The following is a 17,434-nucleotide window of genomic DNA, read 5'->3' on the forward strand; positions in this document are numbered from 1 at the left end:
CACTTCCCAAACCCTTCCCATCCGCCCACCGTTCAGTCTATAGCTTGCCCCTCCCATGAAGACCGCCGATTTCGACTTCGACCTGCCGCCCGACCGGATCGCCGAGCATCCCGTCCGGCCGCGTGACGCCGCCCGCCTGCTGGAGGTCGGCCCGACCCTGCGCGACTTCATCGTGCGGGACCTGCCGACGCTGCTGCAGCCGGGCGACCTGATGGTCGTCAACGACACGCGCGTCATCCCTGCCCGGCTCGACGGCCGGCGCGGCGAGGTGGCGGTGGAGATCACGCTGCACAAGCGGCTGGGCGAGCGGGAATGGGCGACCTTCTCCAAGCCCGGCAAGCGGCTGAAGCCCGGCGACACCATCGTCATTGCGGATGATTTCAGTGCCGAGGTGATCGCCAAGGACGGCATGGAGGTGCGGCTGCGCTTCTCCGCCGGTGGGGCGGCGCTGATGGAGGCGCTGCACCGCCACGGCCGGATGCCGCTGCCCCCCTATATCCGCCGCAAGGCGGACGAGGGCGACAACGCCGATTACCAGACCGTCTTCGCCGCGCGCGAGGGCGCCGTCGCCGCCCCCACCGCCGGGCTGCACTTCACGCCCGAGCTGCTGGCGGCGCTGGACGAACGCGGGGTGCGGCGGGTGCCGGTCACTCTGCATGTCGGTGCCGGCACCTTCCTGCCGGTGAAGGTCGACGACATCGCCGACCACAAGATGCACAGCGAGTGGGGCGAGATCTCTCCGGAGACCGCGGCAGCGGTGAACGAAACGCGCAAGGCCAGCGGCCGGATCGTGTCGGTCGGCACCACGGCGTTGCGCATCCTGGAGACGGCGGGGCGGGAGGACGGGACGCTGGTCCCCTTCAGCGGCGACACCGACATCTTCATCACCCCCGGCTACCGCTTCCGCATCGTCGATCTGCTGTGGACCAACTTCCACCTGCCGAAATCGACGCTGTTCATGCTGGTCTGCGCCTTTGCCGGCTACGACCGCATGCGGGCGGCCTATGGGCACGCCATCGACCGCAACTATCGCTTCTTCAGCTACGGCGACGCCTCGCTGCTGCACAGGACGGACCCATCATGACCGGCATCGGCTTTGACCTTCTGGCGACCGACGGGCGGGCGCGGCGCGGCCGCGTGACCACCGCCCACGGCACCATCGAGACGCCGGCCTTCATGCCGGTCGGCACCGCGGCGACGGTGAAGGCGATGACCACCGACGCGGTGGCCTCCACGGGCGCGGAAATCCTGCTGGGCAACACCTATCACCTGATGCTGCGCCCGACGGCGGAGCGGGTGGCCCAGCTGGGCGGCCTGCACCGCTTCATGAACTGGGACAAGCCGATCCTGACCGACAGCGGCGGCTTCCAGGTGATGAGCCTGTCCGACCTGCGCACCATGTCGGAGGAAGGCGTCACCTTCAAATCGCACCTGGATGGCAGCCGCCACCACCTGACGCCGGAACGCTCCATCCAGATCCAGCACATGCTGGACAGCAACATCACCATGTGCCTGGACGAGTGCACGCCCTTCCCGGCCACGGAAGCGCAGGCGGAATCCTCCATGCGCCTGTCGATGCGCTGGGCCCGGCGCAGCAAGGATGCCTTCATCGAGCGCCCCGGCTATGGCCTGTTCGGCATCGTCCAGGGCGGCATCTATCCGGAGCAGCGGGCGGAGAGCGTCGCCGCCCTGACTGACATCGGCTTCGACGGCTACGCCATCGGCGGGTTGGCGGTCGGCGAGGGTCAGGAGACGATGTTCCGGGTGCTGGACTTCACCGAACCGCTGATGGTCAAGGACCGGCCGCGCTACCTGATGGGCGTCGGCCGGCCGAGCGACCTGATCGGCGCGGTGCGGCGTGGCGTCGACATGTTCGACTGCGTGATGCCGACCCGCTCGGGCCGCACCGGTCAGGCCTTCGTCCGCCGCGGCACCATCAACATCCGCAACGCCCGCCATGCCCATGACGAGCGCCCGCTCGACGCCGAATGCAACTGTCCCGCTTGCCGCAGCTACAGCCGGGGCTATCTGCATCATCTGTTCAAGGCGGACGAGATGCTGGGGCCGATGCTGCTGACCTGGCACAACCTGCATTACTACCAAGACGTGATGCGGACGATGCGGCAGGCCATCCAGAACGGCAATTTCGAAGAGGTCGCCGACGCCATGGAAGCCCGCCTGAACGAGGGCGACATCGAGGCGACCGTCGATCCCATCGCCAAGCCCGGCAAGCCGCCGAAGCAAGGCCGCCCGCCCAAAGCCGAGCGGGTGGCGGAGGAAAAGACCGATGACTGAGAACATCTATGCCGGCCTGACCCAGCTCGGCGGCTCCACCGTCCAGCCCAAGACTCCGGAAGAGGCGGTGCTGGAGCGGGTGCCGAACCCGAACCCCGGCGATCCCTACTGCGTGCGCTTCACCGCGCCGGAGTTCACCTCGCTCTGCCCGATCACCGGCCAGCCGGACTTCGCCCATCTGATGATCGACTATGTGCCGGGCGACTGGCTGGTGGAATCGAAGTCCCTGAAGCTGTTCCTGACCAGCTTCCGCAACCACGGCGCCTTCCACGAGGCCTGCACGGTCGGCATCGGCAAGCGGCTGGTGGACGAGCTGTCGCCGGTGTGGCTGCGCATCGGCGGCTATTGGTATCCGCGCGGCGGCATTCCCATCGACGTGTTCTTCCAGACCGGAGAGCCGCCGAAGGGCGTCTGGATCCCGTCGCAGGACGTCCCGACCTACCGTGGCCGCGGCTAAACCCGCTCCGCTGGCGTCCGCCGACCCGGCGCGGCTGCGGGAGGCCATCCGCAACCGCGCGCTGGCGGTCGGTTTCGACGCGGTGGGGTTCGCCCCCGCCGCGCTGGGACCGGAAGCCCGCGAGCGCCTTGCCCAATTCGTGGCGGAGGGCCGGCACGGCGACATGGGCTGGATGGCCGAGCGCAGCGACCAGCGCAGCCATCCCCAATCCTTGTGGGACGAGGCACGCACCGTCATTGCGCTGGGCACCAGTTACGCCCCCCACGACGACCCGCGCCGGCTGGCGGAGCATCCCGACCGCGGCATCGTTTCCGTCTATGCCCGCAACCGCGATTATCACGACCTGATCAAGGGGCGGCTGAAGACTCTGGCCCAATGGCTGGCCCACCAGACCAAGGCCGGGGTGAAGGTGTTCGTCGACACCGCGCCGGTGATGGAAAAGCCGCTGGCGGCGCAGGCCGGGTTGGGCTGGCAGGGCAAGCACACCAATCTGGTGTCGCGCGACCATGGCTCCTGGCTGTTCCTGGGCGAGATCTACACGACGCTGGACCTGCCGTCCGACCCGCCGGCGCGCGACCGCTGCGGCTCCTGCGACCGTTGTCAGACCGCCTGCCCGACCGACGCCTTTCCGGCGCCTTACCAGATCGACGCCCGGCGCTGCATCAGCTACCTGACCATCGAGCACAAGGGACCGATCCCCGACGAGCTCAAGCCGCTGATGGGCAACCGCATCTATGGCTGCGACGATTGCCTTGCCGCCTGCCCCTGGAACAAGTTCGCCCGCGCGACGGCTGAGCCCGCCTTCCTGCCGCGGGCCGAACTGACAGCCCCCCGGCTGGCCGACTTGGCCCAGTTGGACGATGCCGGCTTCCGGCAGGTGTTCAGCGGTTCCCCCATCAAGCGCATCGGCCGCGACCGCTTCGTCCGCAACGTGCTGGTCGCCATCGGAAACAGCGGCGATCCGTCGCTGAAACCCGTGGCCGAGGCCCTATGCGAGGATGCGAGCGACGTGGTGCGCGAGGCGGCCGAGTGGGCCGCTGATCGGTTGAGCAGCGCGACAAATGCACACGCTTGAGTGACGTTTCTTCAAACTGACGGCACTCTCCGCTTACCTTGTCGCCGCCGGCGCTGTTGCGCTATCATTCCCGCGGAGGCGTGCATGTCCAACAATGCCGAGGTTTTGAACGCGATCCTGGATCTGAAGACCCACTTCGACGGCAAGTTCGATCGGGTTGAGCAGCGCATCGATAGGATTGAGCAGCGTCTGGACAAGGTCGAGCAACGCCTTGATGGCATGGACCAGCGCCTGGACGGCATGGACCAGCGCCTGGACGGCATGGACCAGCGCCTGAACGGCGTGGACCAGCGCCTGAACGGCGTGGACCAGCGCCTGGACGACATGAACCACCGCCTCAAAGACCTGCAGATCACTGCCCACAATCAGGGCGAACGCATCAGCCGGATGGAAGGCCGATTGGACGAGCAGTCGCGCATCCTCGCCGCGCTGATCCCGACCCGCGTCGCCGCGGTTCCGCCAGCCGCCGAATGAGCGGAGGCCAGCCGTTTCCCTCCCCTCGCCAGAGCCCGACTATGGTCCGGCGCATGCCGACGAACTGAGCGCAGTCGCCCGGCTGGCCCGGCTCGGCTTCGGGCTGTCGCGCGACCTGTTCGACCGCTATGCGGCTCTTTTCGGCCCCGACACCATCCGGGTGCTGAGACGTCCGCAGGGCACCGGCACCACCCCGGTGGCCTGCGCCGCGCACTGGATGATGGACCAGTGGTTCGGCGGAAGCCCGGTTCCGGTACAGGCGGTCGCCATGGTGGCGGTCGATCCCGCCCTGCGCGGCGCCGGCCACGGCAAGGCAATGATGCGCGCGCTGCTGATGGAGGCGCGTGCCGCCGGAGCGGTACTCTCTGTCCTCTGCCCCGCCACGCTGCCTTTCTATCGCGGGCTCGGTTACGGGTGCGGCGGCGTCACCTGCCAGTGGAGCGCACCGCCCACCGCCTTCGCCGCGCCAGTCTCCGGCGCCGCTTCCCTCCGGCCGACGGATCCGCTCGACGCCGCGCCGCTGGCCCTGCTCCGCCGTCCATTGCTGGCCGACGGGAACGGGTTGCCGGAACGGACGGAGGCGCTGTGGACGCTTGCCCTTTGTCCGGACGGCGATCCGGCCGACCTCTTCCGAGACGATGACGGATACATCGCCATAATGCCGCCGCGGGATCGGCGGCTTGCGGTCGCCGACCACTGCCTGCCCTCCGGCGCAACGCTGGGCGGGGCGATGGGCCTGCTGGCAGGCTTCCGCGCCCAGGTGGACCGGGTAACATGGTCCGGCGGTCCCAACGACCCCCTGGCGCTCATGGCCGGTGACGGCTTGCGGCTGGACGGGCGCGAAGAATGGATGGTCCGCCCGTTGGACGTTGCAGCGGCGTTGGAGAAACGCGGCTATCCGGCGGGTCTCACCGAATCGGCTACTTTCGAGATAAGAGATTCTTTAATTTTCGGCAATTGCGGGCGATACCATCTTGAGGTTGCCCACTCCAGGGGGAATATCTCCCAAATCGAGCAAGTTGTCGAGGCGCCGGCCAGGATGGAGATCGGCACCTTCGCCAGTCTGTTCACCGGACACGCAAGCGCTCGCGCATTGTGGCGGGCGGGTTTGCTTCATGGTGAAGAAAAGATGATCAACCGGCTGCAGCGCATATTTTGCGGCGCGGCACCGTGGATGCCTGACCGCTTCTGAAATAAGGCAGTTTCCTGACCTGAATCAAACCGGACGTTAACCGACCTGTGGTTCAATCGGACAATGATCGGGAGAAAAGCGTCTCCGGAAGGGCGACGCGAGCGGGGAGTCCACCATTCATGACGATCGGAACGCGGATCGCGCTTGGCTTCGCCACCGTGCTGCTTCTGACGGTTGGCGTGGCGTTCGTCGGCTGGAACAGCCTCAGCACCTATGCCGAGCGAGTCGATCTGGCGGCCCACACCGCCGACCTCGACACGCGGCTGAAATCGGTGCGGCTGGAAGAGGCGCGCTTCGTGACCGAACGCGACGCCAAGGCCGCGGCCAATGTTCCCGGCATGCTGGACGCCCTGCAGGCCGAAGCGCAGGAGACCCGCGCTGCGCTCGCCGACGGGGAAGGCCGGCGCCTGCTGGACGAGGTGCGTTCGGGCATCGACGGCTACCGCGCCGCCTTCACCAATTTCGTCACCCAGGACGCAGAGGCGCACGCCCGCACGGCCAGCATGGAGACTCGCGCGCGCGCCCTGCGCGAGATCGCCGAGAAGATCGGCAAGCAGCAGTCGGAGCGCTATGACCTGAACATGGCCAGCAAGCGCGACGCCGACGCCGAACTGCGCCATGCCATGGACACCGCCGAGCGGGCCAACCGCGTGATCGAACGGGTTCTGGAGGTCCGCCGCCGGCAGAGCGATCTGCGGCGCAACCCCGAGGAGGCGCTGGCCGCCCAGATCGGGGAGGCGCTGGACGAGCTTGTGCAGACCACCGACACCGTCGCCAAGGACCTTGTCGGCACCAATGACGAGACGCTGGCCGCGCGGATCGCCGACGATACCCGCGCCTATCACGGCACGGTGCAGGCCCTGCGCAGCAGGGGAGCCGCGGCGCTGGCTGACCCTGGGGTCGCCGCCGGGCTGGACGAGGCCGCACGCGGCGTGCAGGAACGCGCCGTGGAGCTTCAGCAGAACCAGGCCATCGTGACCGAAGCGCTGCGCGAAGCCTCCAAATACGCCCAGAGCGAAGTGAACGAGGCGGTGATGCTGCGCGGTCTGGCGATGCGCCTGGTGCAGGGTGCCCAGTCCGCGATGCTGGGCCAGCGTGATTTCCTCCTGTCCGGCGCGTCGGATGCATCCACCGGCGCGAAGACCGCGGTCGCCGCGGCGGTCAAGGAGATCCTCGACATCGCTGGACAGGCCGGAGCCGTGCTGGTCGACCAGGAAGGGCGCGCACTGATCGCCGCCATCACCGACGCCGCCCGCGCTTTCGACTCGGAGTTCGCAGCGCTATCGGCCGCCGCCGCCAAGCAGCACGAGGCGTCGGCCGCCATGGCCCAGGCCTCCTCCGCGGTCAGCGGACAGGTCGGCCGGCTGGTCACCCTCCAGCGTGAGGACCGCGAGGCCGGCCGCGCCAGCGCCGGCATGGTGATCGCCATCGGTGCGGCGGTCGCCCTGCTGCTTGGCGCGCTGATGGCCTGGATCATCGACCGCGCGATCACCCACCCGCTGCACGCCATGACCGGTGCGATGGGCCGGCTGGCCGAAGGCGACCTGACGGTCGAAATCCCCGGCGGCGACCGCAAGGACGAGATGCGCCACATGGCCGACGCCATGACCATCTTCAAGGACAATGCCCTGGAGATGCAGCGGATGGAACGCGAGCGCGAGGAGATGCGCATCCAGATCGACGCCGACCGGCGCCGCACCATGAACGAGTTCGCCAACGGCTTCGAGCAGGCGGTTTCCGGCGTGGTGATGTCGCTGACCGAGTCGGCAGGGTCGCTGGGTCGCGACGCGCAGGAGATGTCGTCCGATGCGGCGCTGACCACCGCCAAGTCCACCGCCGTCGCCACCGCCTCGCAACAGGCGACCGCGAATGTCCAGACCGTCGCCGCGGCGGCGGAGGAGCTGTCCGCCTCCATCGCCGAAATCTCGCGCCAGTTGAACGCCAGTTCCGCCACCGCCTCCGGCGCCGCCGACAAGGCGGTGCAGACCAACAGCATCGTCGAAGGCCTGTCGCTCGCCGCCGAGCGGATCGGTCAGGTTGTTGGGTTGATTGGCGAGATCGCCGAGCAGACAAACCTGCTGGCGCTCAACGCCACCATCGAAGCGGCCCGCGCGGGCGAGGCCGGCAAGGGCTTCGCCGTGGTGGCGACGGAGGTGAAGAACCTTGCCGGCCAGACCGCCAAGGCGACGGAGGAGATCTCGGCCCAGGTCGCGGAAATGCAGACCGCCACCTCCAGCGCCGTGGCGGCCATCCGCACCATCTCCGACGCGGTGACGGCCATCAGCGGAACCGTCACCGACATCGCCCACGAGATGGAGCAGCAGGGCAGCGCCACCCGCGAGATCGCCCAGAATGTTCAGCAGGCCGCGGAAGGCACCCAGCAGGTGATGCGCAACATCGCCGAGGTGACCACCGCCGCCACCAAGACCGGCGGCGCCGCCGATGCGGTCCTGAATGCCAGCCGCACCCTGACCGCCCAGGCCGACCGCCTGCGCGGCGAGGTGCAGGGCTTCCTCGACAAGGTGCGGACGGCGTAGCTTTTTCCGGTGATCCGGCTTGCTGCGGTTGCGCCGGTTCCTCCCGTCCCTTCGGTGGCGAGGGGGGCCGGCACCTGCAGCGGATCGCGTCCGCTAAGCGGCCGCCGGCGACGACCAGCGTTGGATGGGTGCGCGGGATAGGGACGAGTTGCCGTAGGCCCGCAACGTGGTGACCTCCGCCCCGATCCAGTCGGGCAGCGGAACGGTCTGGTCGGGGTCTTCCAGTTCGACTTCCGCGATGATCAGGCCGGTGTTCTCACCGTGGAAGACGTCGATTTCCCAGCACAGGCCATCCTGGCGGTGACGGTAGCGCGTCTTGTCGATCACCCGCCCCTCGCAGCCGTAGAGCATCAGGCGGCGGGCGAAATCCAGCGACAGGGGATGTTCCACCTCCTCGCGGCATGCCCCCTGCTTCAAGGATTTGATGGTGAGTGTCGCGCGGTTATCGGCGATACGGACGCGGACCGTGCTGATGCCGTCGGACGGCAGATATCCCTGGACGATTCGCACACCGTCCCGGCAGAGATGCCGGACGTCCCTGCGGACCAGGAATCGTCGCTCGATTTCCAGTGCCATGACCGGGCCCTTCGGACGAGTTCGCCGACGACCCTAGCCGAAAGTCGTGCCCGCCTTCAACCTCGCTGCCCTGTGTGCAGCGCAACCGAGACCGCATGCGGCTGTACTATGCCGTGACGATCAGTCGCAAACGCTCCGTCCTCGGTGCTATCCTGGAGCGATGAACGCCGATTCTTCCGCCAACGGTCTCTGGGCCGCCATTCCCTGGCTGGTCCTGTTCGCCCTTTATGGGCTGCCGCTGCTCCATGTGGCGCTGTCGCGCCGCGGTGGCGGATGGCGCCCGCCTGCCGGATCACGCTGCCCATTCGGACCGCGCGCCGGCTGGCTGGTCATGGTGCTGATGCTGGGGCCGGTCGGGTGGCTGATGTTCGCCCTCCGCCGGCCCCACCGTGCATCAGACAGATAGACTGTCCAACAGGCCGTGGATCAGATCCGGCCCATCAGCAGCAGGACGATCAGGACGATCAGCAGCACGCCGAGGATGCCGCTGGGACCATAGCCCCAGCCGCGGCTGTGCGGCCAGGCCGGGACGGCACCGAGAAGCAACAGAATCAAGATGATGAGCAGAATCGTGCCGAGCATGGCCTTCTCCCTTCTGGTGGAGCATTCGTGACGGACAAGCGGAAACGGAACGGGTATCCCTGGACTTTGTTCCTGTCCGGCTCGAACGTGACCATTCGCCACCACCAAGGGGGGATTTGGCTCCTCCGGCGCTCCCCGAACGCGACGCCTGCGGACTTCCGGCTGGTCGGCCCCTGTTGACGGGGCGGCGGCGGCAGCTTAGGCTGTTTCCATGATCACGCATCGCTTCGACGGCATTCTGCGAATTAGCGGCCCGGTTCTCCTTTGAGAGCCGGGGATTTCGCTCGTCCATTCCGCAGAACCGTCTGAAAGCCTGATCACGCCATGTCCCACACCGTAAAGACCACCGCTGCATCCGCGTCGGATGCGCGCGCCACCGCGCCCGGCCGCCGGGTCGCCTTTTCCCTGGTTGCCGATGCCGATCCCGGAACCCTGCCCCGCGTTCTGGAATTCGTTGCAAAGCGCGGGCTGGTCCCGCTGGCCCTGCACAGCCGCCTGACCGACGATACGCTCGCCATCGCCATGGAGGTGGGTGATCTGCCCCAGGCGGAGACCGACCATATCGGCCGTTGCCTGGGACAGATCCCGATGGTGGCGCGGGTCATCGTTGCGGAACTTGCCGCCACCGCGTCCGCTGCGGAACTGGTGGCGGCGGAATAGCGGCGGCGGAACGCAGCAGGCGGAAGGCCGGTCAGACCGGCTTCCGCGGTTCCTCTCCGGACGCTGCGATGTCGTCAGACGGCTGCGCCCCGGGAGAGGCTTCGTCCCCAGCATCCAGCCCCGGTTCCGCGATCTCCGTGCGCATCAGTTCCGCGGCACTCTGCAGCTTGCGGAACTGGAGGACGGAGAAGGGCAGCATCGACAGATAGGCCAGCCCGACGATGGACAGGGTCCACCAGGGCTGGCTGACCAGCATGGCGGCCAGCAGCCCGACACCGGCCAGCGCCGGCACCACCCATTGGGCCGGCACACGGGCGCCCTTGAAGGAGAATGTCGGCAGGGTGCTGACCATCAGCCCGCCGATCAGCAGGGTCCAGGGCACGATCACCGCCGGATGGCCGAGGAATTGCGGCCCGATCTCGAACCCCAGGATCATCGGCAGCAGGACGAGACCGGCGCCGGCCGGCGCCGGAACCCCGGTGAAGTAGTTGTAGGCCCAGGGCGGCAGATCGACCACACCGAGTCGCGAGTTGAATCGCGCGAGACGCAGCGCGCAGCACACGGCATAGGCCATGGAGGCGATCCAGCCCAGGCTTCCCGCGCCGTTCAGCCCCCACAGATACATCATGAAGGCGGGCGCGACGCCGAAGCTGATGGCGTCGGACAGGCTGTCCAACTCCTCGCCGAACTTGCTCTGGCCGTTCAGCAGGCGGGCGATCCGGCCGTCCAGCGCGTCGAGGATGGCGGCGATGACGATGGCGATGACCGCCGGCTCCCACCGCTCCTGCATGGCGAATCGGATCGCGGTCAGGCCGGAGCAGAGCGCCAGCACCGTCAGCACGTTCGGCAGCAGGTGGTTGATCGACAGCCCCTTCAGCCGCGGGTGCGGCCGGCCGGGACGGCGCGCGCGGTGGGGGCGGAAAATCTGCTGGCGGAAGACGGGCGGTCGTTTCATCGACGCACATCCCCCTGCCGTTGCGCTTCCGTCCCGTCCAGGTCGGCCAGGATCGTCTCGCCGCCGATGGCGGTCTGGCCGACGCAGACCAGCGGGGCGACTCCGTCCGGCAGATAGATGTCGGTGCGGCTGCCGAACCGGATCAGGCCGAATCGCTCACCCGCCTTCACCTCCTGCCCCGCCTTGACCCACCACAGGATCCGGCGCGCCACCAGACCGGCGATCTGGACATAGGCGATCTCGCGCCCGTCGGGCAGGCGGTGGCGGAAGGCCATCCGCTCGTTCTCGTCGCTGGCCTTGTCGAGCGCAGCGTTGACGAAGGTGCCCTTGTGGTATTCGGCCACCACGATGGTGCCGTCGGCCGGCACGCGGTTGACGTGGACGTTGAAGACGTTGAGGAACACGCTGATCCGGGTCAGCGGCTTGTCGCCCATGCCCAGTTCCTTCGGCGGCACGGCCTGGACGATCATGGTGACGCGCCCGTCGGCCGGGCTGACCAGCAGGCCGGGCCGGGTCGGCGTCACACGGTCCGGATCGCGGAAGAAGTAGGCGCACCAGAGCGTGAGGACCAGCCCGATCCAGCCGAGCGGCGCCCAGACGGCGAGACCGAGAACCAGGGAGACCACGGCGAAGCCGGCGATGAAGGGCCAGCCGGCACGATGGATGGGGACGACGACGGTATCGATGGCGGACATCGCCTGCTTTCTTCGTATTTTCAGACCACAGCGAACAGCCATTCTAGACGCGCGTTCCGGGCCTTTACAGAATTTTAGCTGGCGGAGCCCATGCTGTCGTCTCAATCGCCCCAGAAGCCGAGCGTACCGCCTTGTCCGTTCCCGATCTGAAGACCATTCAATCGCTGGCCGAGGTGCCCGACGGCGCCCTGCCGATCAGCCCCGGCTCCATCGAGATGACGCCGGAAGGCGTGCTGGGCATCGCCAGGCCGCCGCGCCCCTGCAAGCTGACCTTCATGGCCGACGGCCTGCCCTTCAACGTCGCCGTCCGGCATGAGAGCGAAGAGGAAGGCGGCGGGTCGATCTGCCAGATTTGGGCCGATGTCGGCCATGTGCCCTACACCGCCCAGGCGCCGGAACGCCGCCGCTCCCTGCTGGCGGTGCTGCGCGGGATCGAGGGGCTGCCCCATGTCCGCTTCATTGTCCAGGGCGGGCAGAAGATCATCCTGTTCTCGGAAATCAGGCTGGAACACCACGCCTCGCCCGAGGATTTGTTCCACCAGACAACGCTGGTCCTGCAGGAAGCGCGCCCGTTCCTGCGGCTTCTGGGCGAGTATCTGTAAAGCGGGGCGGCTGGCCGCCTTCAGCCCTCCGGCCAGAACGCATCATCCATAAGCTGGGCGAAGCTCCACGGGCATTGAACCGGAAACACCGCTTCGTCGAAGCCGGTTTCGGCAGCGGCATCGCGCCGCGCCAACCGGTACGAGTCGGCAATCGACTCGTCGAGCCTCGATTTAAGGCTTGGATTGTCGCGCAGATGCGTTTCGATCTCGTCGCGGCTGTTGGCGACCGATAGACGCCAGGAATTGCCGCGCCGGGCCGGCTGATGCGCCCACTTCAGCAGGTGGTGCAAGAGCACGCGCAGCCGGCTGATCAACTCGCGCTTCTCGGTCTTGCCCATGCTTTCGATCTCCTCGGCGATGTGCTCGATGTCCGCCGCGTCGAGCTTGCCGGCCCGCAGAAGGGCGGCCTGTTCGTTCGCCCAGGCGTAGAAATCGCTGTCGTAGAGGCTGCTTCCGTCCATCGCCCACCTCCCCACATCGCCGAAGGGCGCGACGGACAGGAGGCTTTCACCACCGGTTCGCCGCGCCGTACGCTGCTTACTTCGGAACCTTGCCCTGCACGCCCTCGACGTACCAGTCCATCTTCAGGATCTGCTCGTCGGTGGCGGTCTTGCCCTCCGGGATCACCACCTTGCCGGCCTGGTCCTTGACCGGACCCTGGAAGGAGTGGCGCTTGCCCGACACGATGTCGGCCTTGAGCTGATCGGCCATCTTCACGACGTCGGCCGGGATGGCCGGGTTGTAGGGGGCCAGCTCGACCATGCCGGTGTTGATGCCGCCCCAGGTGTCGATCGGCTTCCAGCTGCCGTCCAGCACCGCCTTGACGCGCTGGACGTAATAGCCGTTCCAGTCCTCGACGATCGCGGTCAGGTGCGACTTCGGACCGAATCGGGTCATGTCGGACGACTGGCCGACCGACCACAGCCCACGCTCCTGCGCGGTCTGGATCGGGGCCGGGCTGTCGGTGTGCTGGACGATGACGTCGGCACCCTGGTCGATCAGCGCCTTGGCAGCCTCGGCTTCCTTGCCGGGGTCGTACCAGCTGTTGACCCAGACGACGCGGACCTCGGCCTTCGGGTTCTGCTCGCGCAGCGCAATCGTGAAGGCGTTGATGCCGCCGACCACCTCGGGAATCGGGTAGGAGCCGATGTAGCCGATGATGTTCGACTTGGTCATCTTGCCGGCGATGGCGCCCACCACCGTGCGGCCCTCATAGAAGCGGCCGGAGTAGGTCGCGACATTCTCGGCGCGCTTGTAGCCGGTGGCGTGCTCGAACTTCACGTCGGGATAGCGCTTGGCCACCTTCAGCGTCGGGTTCATGAAGCCGAAGGAGGTGGTGAAGATCAGCTTGTGGCCGCTGGCGGCCAGCTGCTCGACCACACGCTCGGCGTCGGCGCCTTCCGGCACATTCTCGACGAAGGTGGTGGTGACCTTGTCGCCCAGCGCCTTCTCCACGGCCAGACGGCCCTGGTCGTGCTGGTAGCTGTAGCCGTGGTCGCTGACCGGGCCGACATAGACGAAGCCCACCTTCAGCTTGTCCTGCGCCAGGGCGGAGCCCATGCCCACGCTCAGCGCGATCGCGGCGCCGGCCAGACCCAGCACCGCCTTGCCCATCGTCCTTCTGTTCACGTCGAAGCTCCTTGTTCTTGATATCTCTGTGATATGGGCTTTGTTTCGATTTCAAAACGACGCGTCAAGCATCGGGATGAAACAGTTTTCCCAGACAGGCCGGCGCGTTCAGGCGGATGCGGGCCACGTCCCGCGAAATCAGCACCAGGACCAGGACGGTAGCCAGATAAGGCAACATCGACAAGAGCTGCGAGGGCACGTCGATCCCCAGCCCCTGAACGTGCAGTTGCAGGATGGTGACGCCGCCGAACAGCCAGGCGCCCAGCATGGCGCGCACCGGTTTCCAGGTGGCGAAGACCACCAGCGCCAGCGCGATCCAGCCGCGGCCCGACGTCATGTTCTCCGCCCACATCGGCGTGTAGTCCATCGACAGGAAGGCGCCGCCCAGCCCCGCCATGGCGCCGCCGAACAGCACGGCGAGGAAGCGGATGCGCAGCACCTTGTAGCCCAGGGCGTGGGCGGCCGTGTGGTTCTCCCCAACCGCACGCAGGACCAGCCCGGCGCGGGTGCGGTACAGGAACAGGTGGACCAGCGGCACGGCGGCGACCGCCAGGTAGACCATCATGTCCTGGCCGAACAGCGCCTGCCCCACCACCGGCAGGTCGGTCAGGCCTGGGATGTACAGCTTGGGCAGGCCTTCCAGCGGGATGCCGACGAAGCCCTGCCCGATCAGCGCCGACAGGCCGACGCCGAACAGGGTGAGCGCAAGGCCGGTCGCCACCTGGTTGGCCAGCAGGAACAGGGTCAGCACGGCGAACAGCGAGGCGGTGGCGGCACCTGCCAGCGCCGCGACCAGAAATCCGGTGACGGCGCTGCCGGTCTGGATCGTCACGGCGAAGCCGCAGACAGCGCCCACCAGCATCATGCCTTCCACGCCCAGGTTGAGGACGCCGGATTTCTCGACCACCAGTTCGCCCAGCGCGGCGAACAGCAGCGGCGTGGCGGCCGCGAACATCGCGGCCAGGATCGGGCCGATCAGGGCAAGGTCGTTCATGCCACCACCCTCCGCGCCCCGAAGCGGACCCGGTAGCGGATCAGCACGTCGCTCGCCAGCAGGAAGAACAGAAGCATGCCCTGGAACACTCCGGTGATGGCCTTGGGCAGGCCCATGGCGATCTGCGCCGCCTCGCCGCCGATGAAGGACAGCGCCATCAGCAGCGCCGCCAGCAGGATGCCGACCGGATGCAGGCGGCCCAGGAAGGCGACGATGATGGCGGTATAGCCGTAGCCCGGCGAAATGCTGGCCGTGACCTGCCCGATCGGCCCGGCGACCTCGCCCATGCCGGCGATGCCGGCCAGACCGCCCGACAGCAGCAGGGCCAGCCAGACGATGCGCTTCTGGTCGAAACCGGCATAGCCGGCGGCGGCCGGGGTCAGGCCGATCACCTTGATCTGGAAGCCGATGAAGGTCCGCGCGATCAGCAGCCAGCCGCCCGCCACCGCGAACAGGGCGAACAGCGCGCCAAGATGGACGCGGGTGCCGCTCCACAGGATCGGCAGCACGGCGTCGGCCTCGAACAGGCGCGACTCCGGGAAGGCGAAGCCGTCGGGGTCGCGGTAGGGGCCGTGGACCAGATAGTTCAGCAGCAGCAGCGCCACGTAATTCAGCATCAGGCTGGTCAGGATCTCGCTGGCGTTGAATCGCAGCCGCAGGAAGGCAGGCACCGCCGCCCAGACCGCACCGCCGACCGCACCGCCGATCACCATCAGCGGCAGCAGCCACCAGCCGCCCTCGCCGTAGAAGGCCAGCGCCAGCCCGCCCCCGGTGATGGCGCCCAGCGTCAGCTGCCCTTCGGCACCGATGTTCCAGACATTGGCGCGAAAGCCGATGGCAAGGCCGACGGCGCACAGCACCAGCGGGGTGGCCTTCACCACCAGTTCGCCCAGCCCGCGTACCGAGGTCAACGGGGCGATGAAAAAGGCATGGAGCGCCCTGACGGGGTCGAATCCCATCGCCAGGAACAGGATGAAGCCGCTGAGCAGAGTCAGCGCCACCGCCAGCAGCGGCGTGACATAGACCATTGTCTTCGACGCCTGCCCGCGCGGCTCAAGACGGATAAAGCTCATGCGGCGTCTCCGGCAATCACGAAACCATCAGACCGCACGCGTGATCTCCCCGTCTTCGTCCGGCGGCGTGCCGAACAGGCCGCCCATCAGCAGGCCGATGCGTTCCACCGTCGTCTCGTGCGTCGGACGGCTGTCGGACAGGCGGCCATGAAACAGCACGGAAATCCGGTCGCTCAGCACGAACAGCTCGTCCAGGTCCTGGCTGATCACCAGAACCGCGGCACCGGAGCGCGCCAGCCCGATCAGCGCCTTGTGGATCGCCGCCGCGGCGCCGGCATCGACGCCCCAGGTCGGCTGGCCGACGACCAGAAGCTTCGGCTTCTGCAGGATCTCGCGGCCGATGATGAATTTCTGCAGGTTGCCGCCCGACAGCGACCGCGCTTCCGCCCGGTGGCCGTGGGCGACCACGTTGAAGCCGCGGATGATCGTCTCGGCATAGGCCCGCGCCCGGCCGAAATGGACCATGCCGCCGCGCACCAGCGGTTCACGGGCATAGCCCGACAGCAGCGCGTTCTCCGACAGGCTCAGTTCCGGGACGGCGCCGCGTCCCAGACGCTCCTCCGGCACGAAGGCGAGACCCAGCGCGCGGCGCGCCCGCGGCCCCAGATGCCCGGCCGACGTGCCCTCGATCACCACGGCATCGGAGTCGGCGATCAGCATCTCGCCGCTGAGCGCGGCCATCAGTTCCGCCTGACCGTTGCCGGCGACACCGGCGATGCCCAGGATCTCGCCTGCCCGCACCTCGAAACTGACGTCCTTCAGGTTGGTGGCGAAGGGGTTGTCGGAGGTGGTGGACAGGTGGCGCACCGACAGGCGCGCGGCCCCGGCGGCACCCTGCGGCGGCCGTTCGGGCGTGGACAGCTCCGCCCCCATCATCATCTCGGCAAGGCTGCGCGCGGTCTCCTGCCGCGGGTCGGTGGCGCCCACCACCTTGCCGGCGCGCAGGACGGTGGCGCGGCTGCACAGCGCGCGGATCTCCTCCAGCTTGTGCGAGATGTAGAGGATGGTGCAGCCCTCCGCCGCCAGGACGCGCAGCGTCTCGAACAGCTTGGCGGCCTCCTGCGGCGTCAGGACCGAGGTCGGCTCGTCCATGATCAGCAGCTTCGGGTCCTGCAGCAGGCAGCGCACGATCTCCACCCGCTGCCGCTCGCCCACCGACAGGTGGAAGACATGGCGTTCCGGGTCGAGCGCGAGGCCATAGCGTTCGGACACGCTGCGGATGCGATCGGCCAGCTCGTCCATCCGGCCGGCATCGTCCAGGCCGAGCGCGATGTTCTCCGTCACCGTCAGCGTGTCGAACAGCGAGAAATGCTGGAACACCATGCCGATGCCCAGCCGCCGTGCGCCGGCCGGATCGGGGACCGTCGCCTCCACCCCCTGCCACAGCATGGTTCCGGCGTCGGGGTGCAGCACCCCGTAGATCATCTTGACCAGGGTGGACTTGCCGGCACCGTTCTCACCCAGCAGCGCGTGGATCTCGCCCGGCTGGAGGACGAGGTCGACATGGTCGTTGGCGAGGCATCCGGGGAATCGCTTGGTGATGCCGCGCAGCTCCAGGCGGGGCGGCGGAGCGTCCGGGGGAAAAGTCTCGGCGTGCGAAGGCAAGGAGGGTCAATCCGGGAAAAGGTCAAACCTGTA

At 67.9% G+C, this 17,434-nt stretch carries 19 protein-coding genes and 1 pseudogene; 11 read left to right on the plus strand and 9 right to left on the minus strand.

Annotation, left to right across the window (positions count from 1 at the left end; all coding sequences use genetic code 11):
* Positions 1–55 precede the first annotated feature (55 nt).
* The 8 genes and pseudogenes from queA (at position 56) to ACWPKK_RS08565 (ending at position 8,030) form a co-directional block, all read left to right on the plus strand.
* Positions 56–1,084 (plus strand): tRNA preQ1(34) S-adenosylmethionine ribosyltransferase-isomerase QueA, encoded by a 1,029-nt coding sequence (gene queA / locus ACWPKK_RS08530; RefSeq protein ID WP_452002800.1) that lies wholly within the window; start codon positions 56–58, stop codon positions 1,082–1,084.
* Positions 1,081–2,295 (plus strand): tRNA guanosine(34) transglycosylase Tgt, encoded by a 1,215-nt coding sequence (gene tgt / locus ACWPKK_RS08535; RefSeq protein ID WP_452002803.1) that lies wholly within the window; start codon positions 1,081–1,083, stop codon positions 2,293–2,295. Before queA ends, tgt begins: the two co-directional genes overlap by 4 nt.
* Positions 2,288–2,752: a preQ(1) synthase gene (gene queF, locus ACWPKK_RS08540; RefSeq protein ID WP_452002805.1), complete on the plus strand. Its 465-nt coding sequence runs from the start codon at positions 2,288–2,290 to the stop codon at positions 2,750–2,752. The genes tgt and queF overlap by 8 nt, the downstream gene beginning before the upstream one ends.
* Positions 2,739–3,827 (plus strand): tRNA epoxyqueuosine(34) reductase QueG, encoded by a 1,089-nt coding sequence (gene queG / locus ACWPKK_RS08545; protein WP_452002808.1) that lies wholly within the window; start codon positions 2,739–2,741, stop codon positions 3,825–3,827. The genes queF and queG overlap by 14 nt, the downstream gene beginning before the upstream one ends.
* An 84-nt stretch (positions 3,828–3,911) precedes the next feature.
* The gene (locus ACWPKK_RS08550) at positions 3,912–4,301 is read left to right on the plus strand and encodes a hypothetical protein (protein WP_452002810.1); all 390 of its coding nucleotides are present in this window, start codon (positions 3,912–3,914) and stop codon (positions 4,299–4,301) included.
* Between the two features lie 58 nt (positions 4,302–4,359).
* A pseudogene (locus ACWPKK_RS08555) lies at positions 4,360–4,704 on the plus strand (GNAT family N-acetyltransferase); the annotation flags it as partial.
* Positions 4,705–5,151: 447 nt separating this feature from the next.
* Positions 5,152–5,493 carry a sterol carrier protein domain-containing protein gene (locus tag ACWPKK_RS08560; RefSeq protein WP_452004748.1) on the plus strand — a complete coding sequence of 114 codons (342 nt, stop codon included), beginning with the start codon at positions 5,152–5,154 and terminating at the stop codon, positions 5,491–5,493.
* A gap of 119 nt (positions 5,494–5,612) precedes the next feature.
* Positions 5,613–8,030 carry a methyl-accepting chemotaxis protein gene (locus ACWPKK_RS08565; protein ID WP_452002813.1) on the plus strand — a complete coding sequence of 806 codons (2,418 nt, stop codon included), beginning with the start codon at positions 5,613–5,615 and terminating at the stop codon, positions 8,028–8,030.
* Between the two features lie 93 nt (positions 8,031–8,123).
* Here ACWPKK_RS08565 and ACWPKK_RS08570 read toward each other — a convergent pair whose 3' ends face one another.
* Positions 8,124–8,606, minus strand: coding sequence for a CYTH domain-containing protein (locus tag ACWPKK_RS08570; RefSeq protein WP_452002815.1), 483 nt, complete (start codon positions 8,604–8,606; stop codon positions 8,124–8,126).
* A gap of 160 nt (positions 8,607–8,766) precedes the next feature.
* Here ACWPKK_RS08570 and ACWPKK_RS08575 point away from each other — a divergent pair, with 160 nt between their 5' ends.
* Positions 8,767–9,012: a hypothetical protein gene (locus ACWPKK_RS08575; protein ID WP_452002818.1), complete on the plus strand. Its 246-nt coding sequence runs from the start codon at positions 8,767–8,769 to the stop codon at positions 9,010–9,012.
* Between the two features lie 20 nt (positions 9,013–9,032).
* Here ACWPKK_RS08575 and ACWPKK_RS08580 read toward each other — a convergent pair whose 3' ends face one another.
* Positions 9,033–9,188, minus strand: coding sequence for a DUF3309 family protein (locus ACWPKK_RS08580; protein WP_082860756.1), 156 nt, complete (start codon positions 9,186–9,188; stop codon positions 9,033–9,035).
* A gap of 324 nt (positions 9,189–9,512) precedes the next feature.
* On the opposite strand from ACWPKK_RS08580, the gene ACWPKK_RS08585 reads away from it, so the two are divergent.
* Positions 9,513–9,848: a hypothetical protein gene (locus tag ACWPKK_RS08585; RefSeq protein WP_452002821.1), complete on the plus strand. Its 336-nt coding sequence runs from the start codon at positions 9,513–9,515 to the stop codon at positions 9,846–9,848.
* Between the two features lie 31 nt (positions 9,849–9,879).
* On the opposite strand, the gene ACWPKK_RS08590 is transcribed toward ACWPKK_RS08585, so the two are convergent.
* Entirely contained in the window at positions 9,880–10,803 is a 924-nt protein-coding gene (locus ACWPKK_RS08590) for a CDP-alcohol phosphatidyltransferase family protein (protein ID WP_452002824.1), read from the minus strand.
* A complete protein-coding gene (locus ACWPKK_RS08595; protein ID WP_452002827.1) occupies positions 10,800–11,498 on the minus strand; it encodes a phosphatidylserine decarboxylase in 699 nt (232 codons plus the stop codon). The genes ACWPKK_RS08590 and ACWPKK_RS08595 overlap by 4 nt, the downstream gene beginning before the upstream one ends.
* Before the next feature lie 131 nt (positions 11,499–11,629).
* Here ACWPKK_RS08595 and ACWPKK_RS08600 point away from each other — a divergent pair, with 131 nt between their 5' ends.
* Positions 11,630–12,100: a hypothetical protein gene (locus ACWPKK_RS08600; protein ID WP_324865909.1), complete on the plus strand. Its 471-nt coding sequence runs from the start codon at positions 11,630–11,632 to the stop codon at positions 12,098–12,100.
* Between the two features lie 20 nt (positions 12,101–12,120).
* On the opposite strand, the gene ACWPKK_RS08605 is transcribed toward ACWPKK_RS08600, so the two are convergent.
* The 5 genes from ACWPKK_RS08605 to ACWPKK_RS08625 form a co-directional block, all read right to left on the minus strand.
* Positions 12,121–12,561: a DUF29 domain-containing protein gene (locus ACWPKK_RS08605; RefSeq protein WP_452002829.1), complete on the minus strand. Its 441-nt coding sequence runs from the start codon at positions 12,559–12,561 to the stop codon at positions 12,121–12,123.
* A 76-nt stretch (positions 12,562–12,637) separates the two neighbouring features.
* Positions 12,638–13,714, minus strand: a complete 1,077-nt coding sequence (locus tag ACWPKK_RS08610; RefSeq protein WP_324866113.1) for a BMP family ABC transporter substrate-binding protein — start codon at positions 13,712–13,714, stop codon at positions 12,638–12,640.
* A gap of 79 nt (positions 13,715–13,793) precedes the next feature.
* The gene (locus ACWPKK_RS08615; RefSeq protein ID WP_452002832.1) at positions 13,794–14,723 is read right to left on the minus strand and encodes an ABC transporter permease; all 930 of its coding nucleotides are present in this window, start codon (positions 14,721–14,723) and stop codon (positions 13,794–13,796) included.
* Positions 14,720–15,796, minus strand: coding sequence for an ABC transporter permease (locus ACWPKK_RS08620; RefSeq protein WP_452002835.1), 1,077 nt, complete (start codon positions 15,794–15,796; stop codon positions 14,720–14,722). The genes ACWPKK_RS08615 and ACWPKK_RS08620 overlap by 4 nt, the downstream gene beginning before the upstream one ends.
* 27 nt (positions 15,797–15,823) lie before the next feature.
* Complete coding sequence (locus ACWPKK_RS08625; RefSeq protein WP_452002839.1) at positions 15,824–17,401, minus strand: ABC transporter ATP-binding protein; 1,578 nt, start codon at positions 17,399–17,401, stop codon at positions 15,824–15,826.
* Positions 17,402–17,434: the final 33 nt, after the last annotated feature.

It is taken from the genome of Azospirillum largimobile (assembly GCF_977007025.2).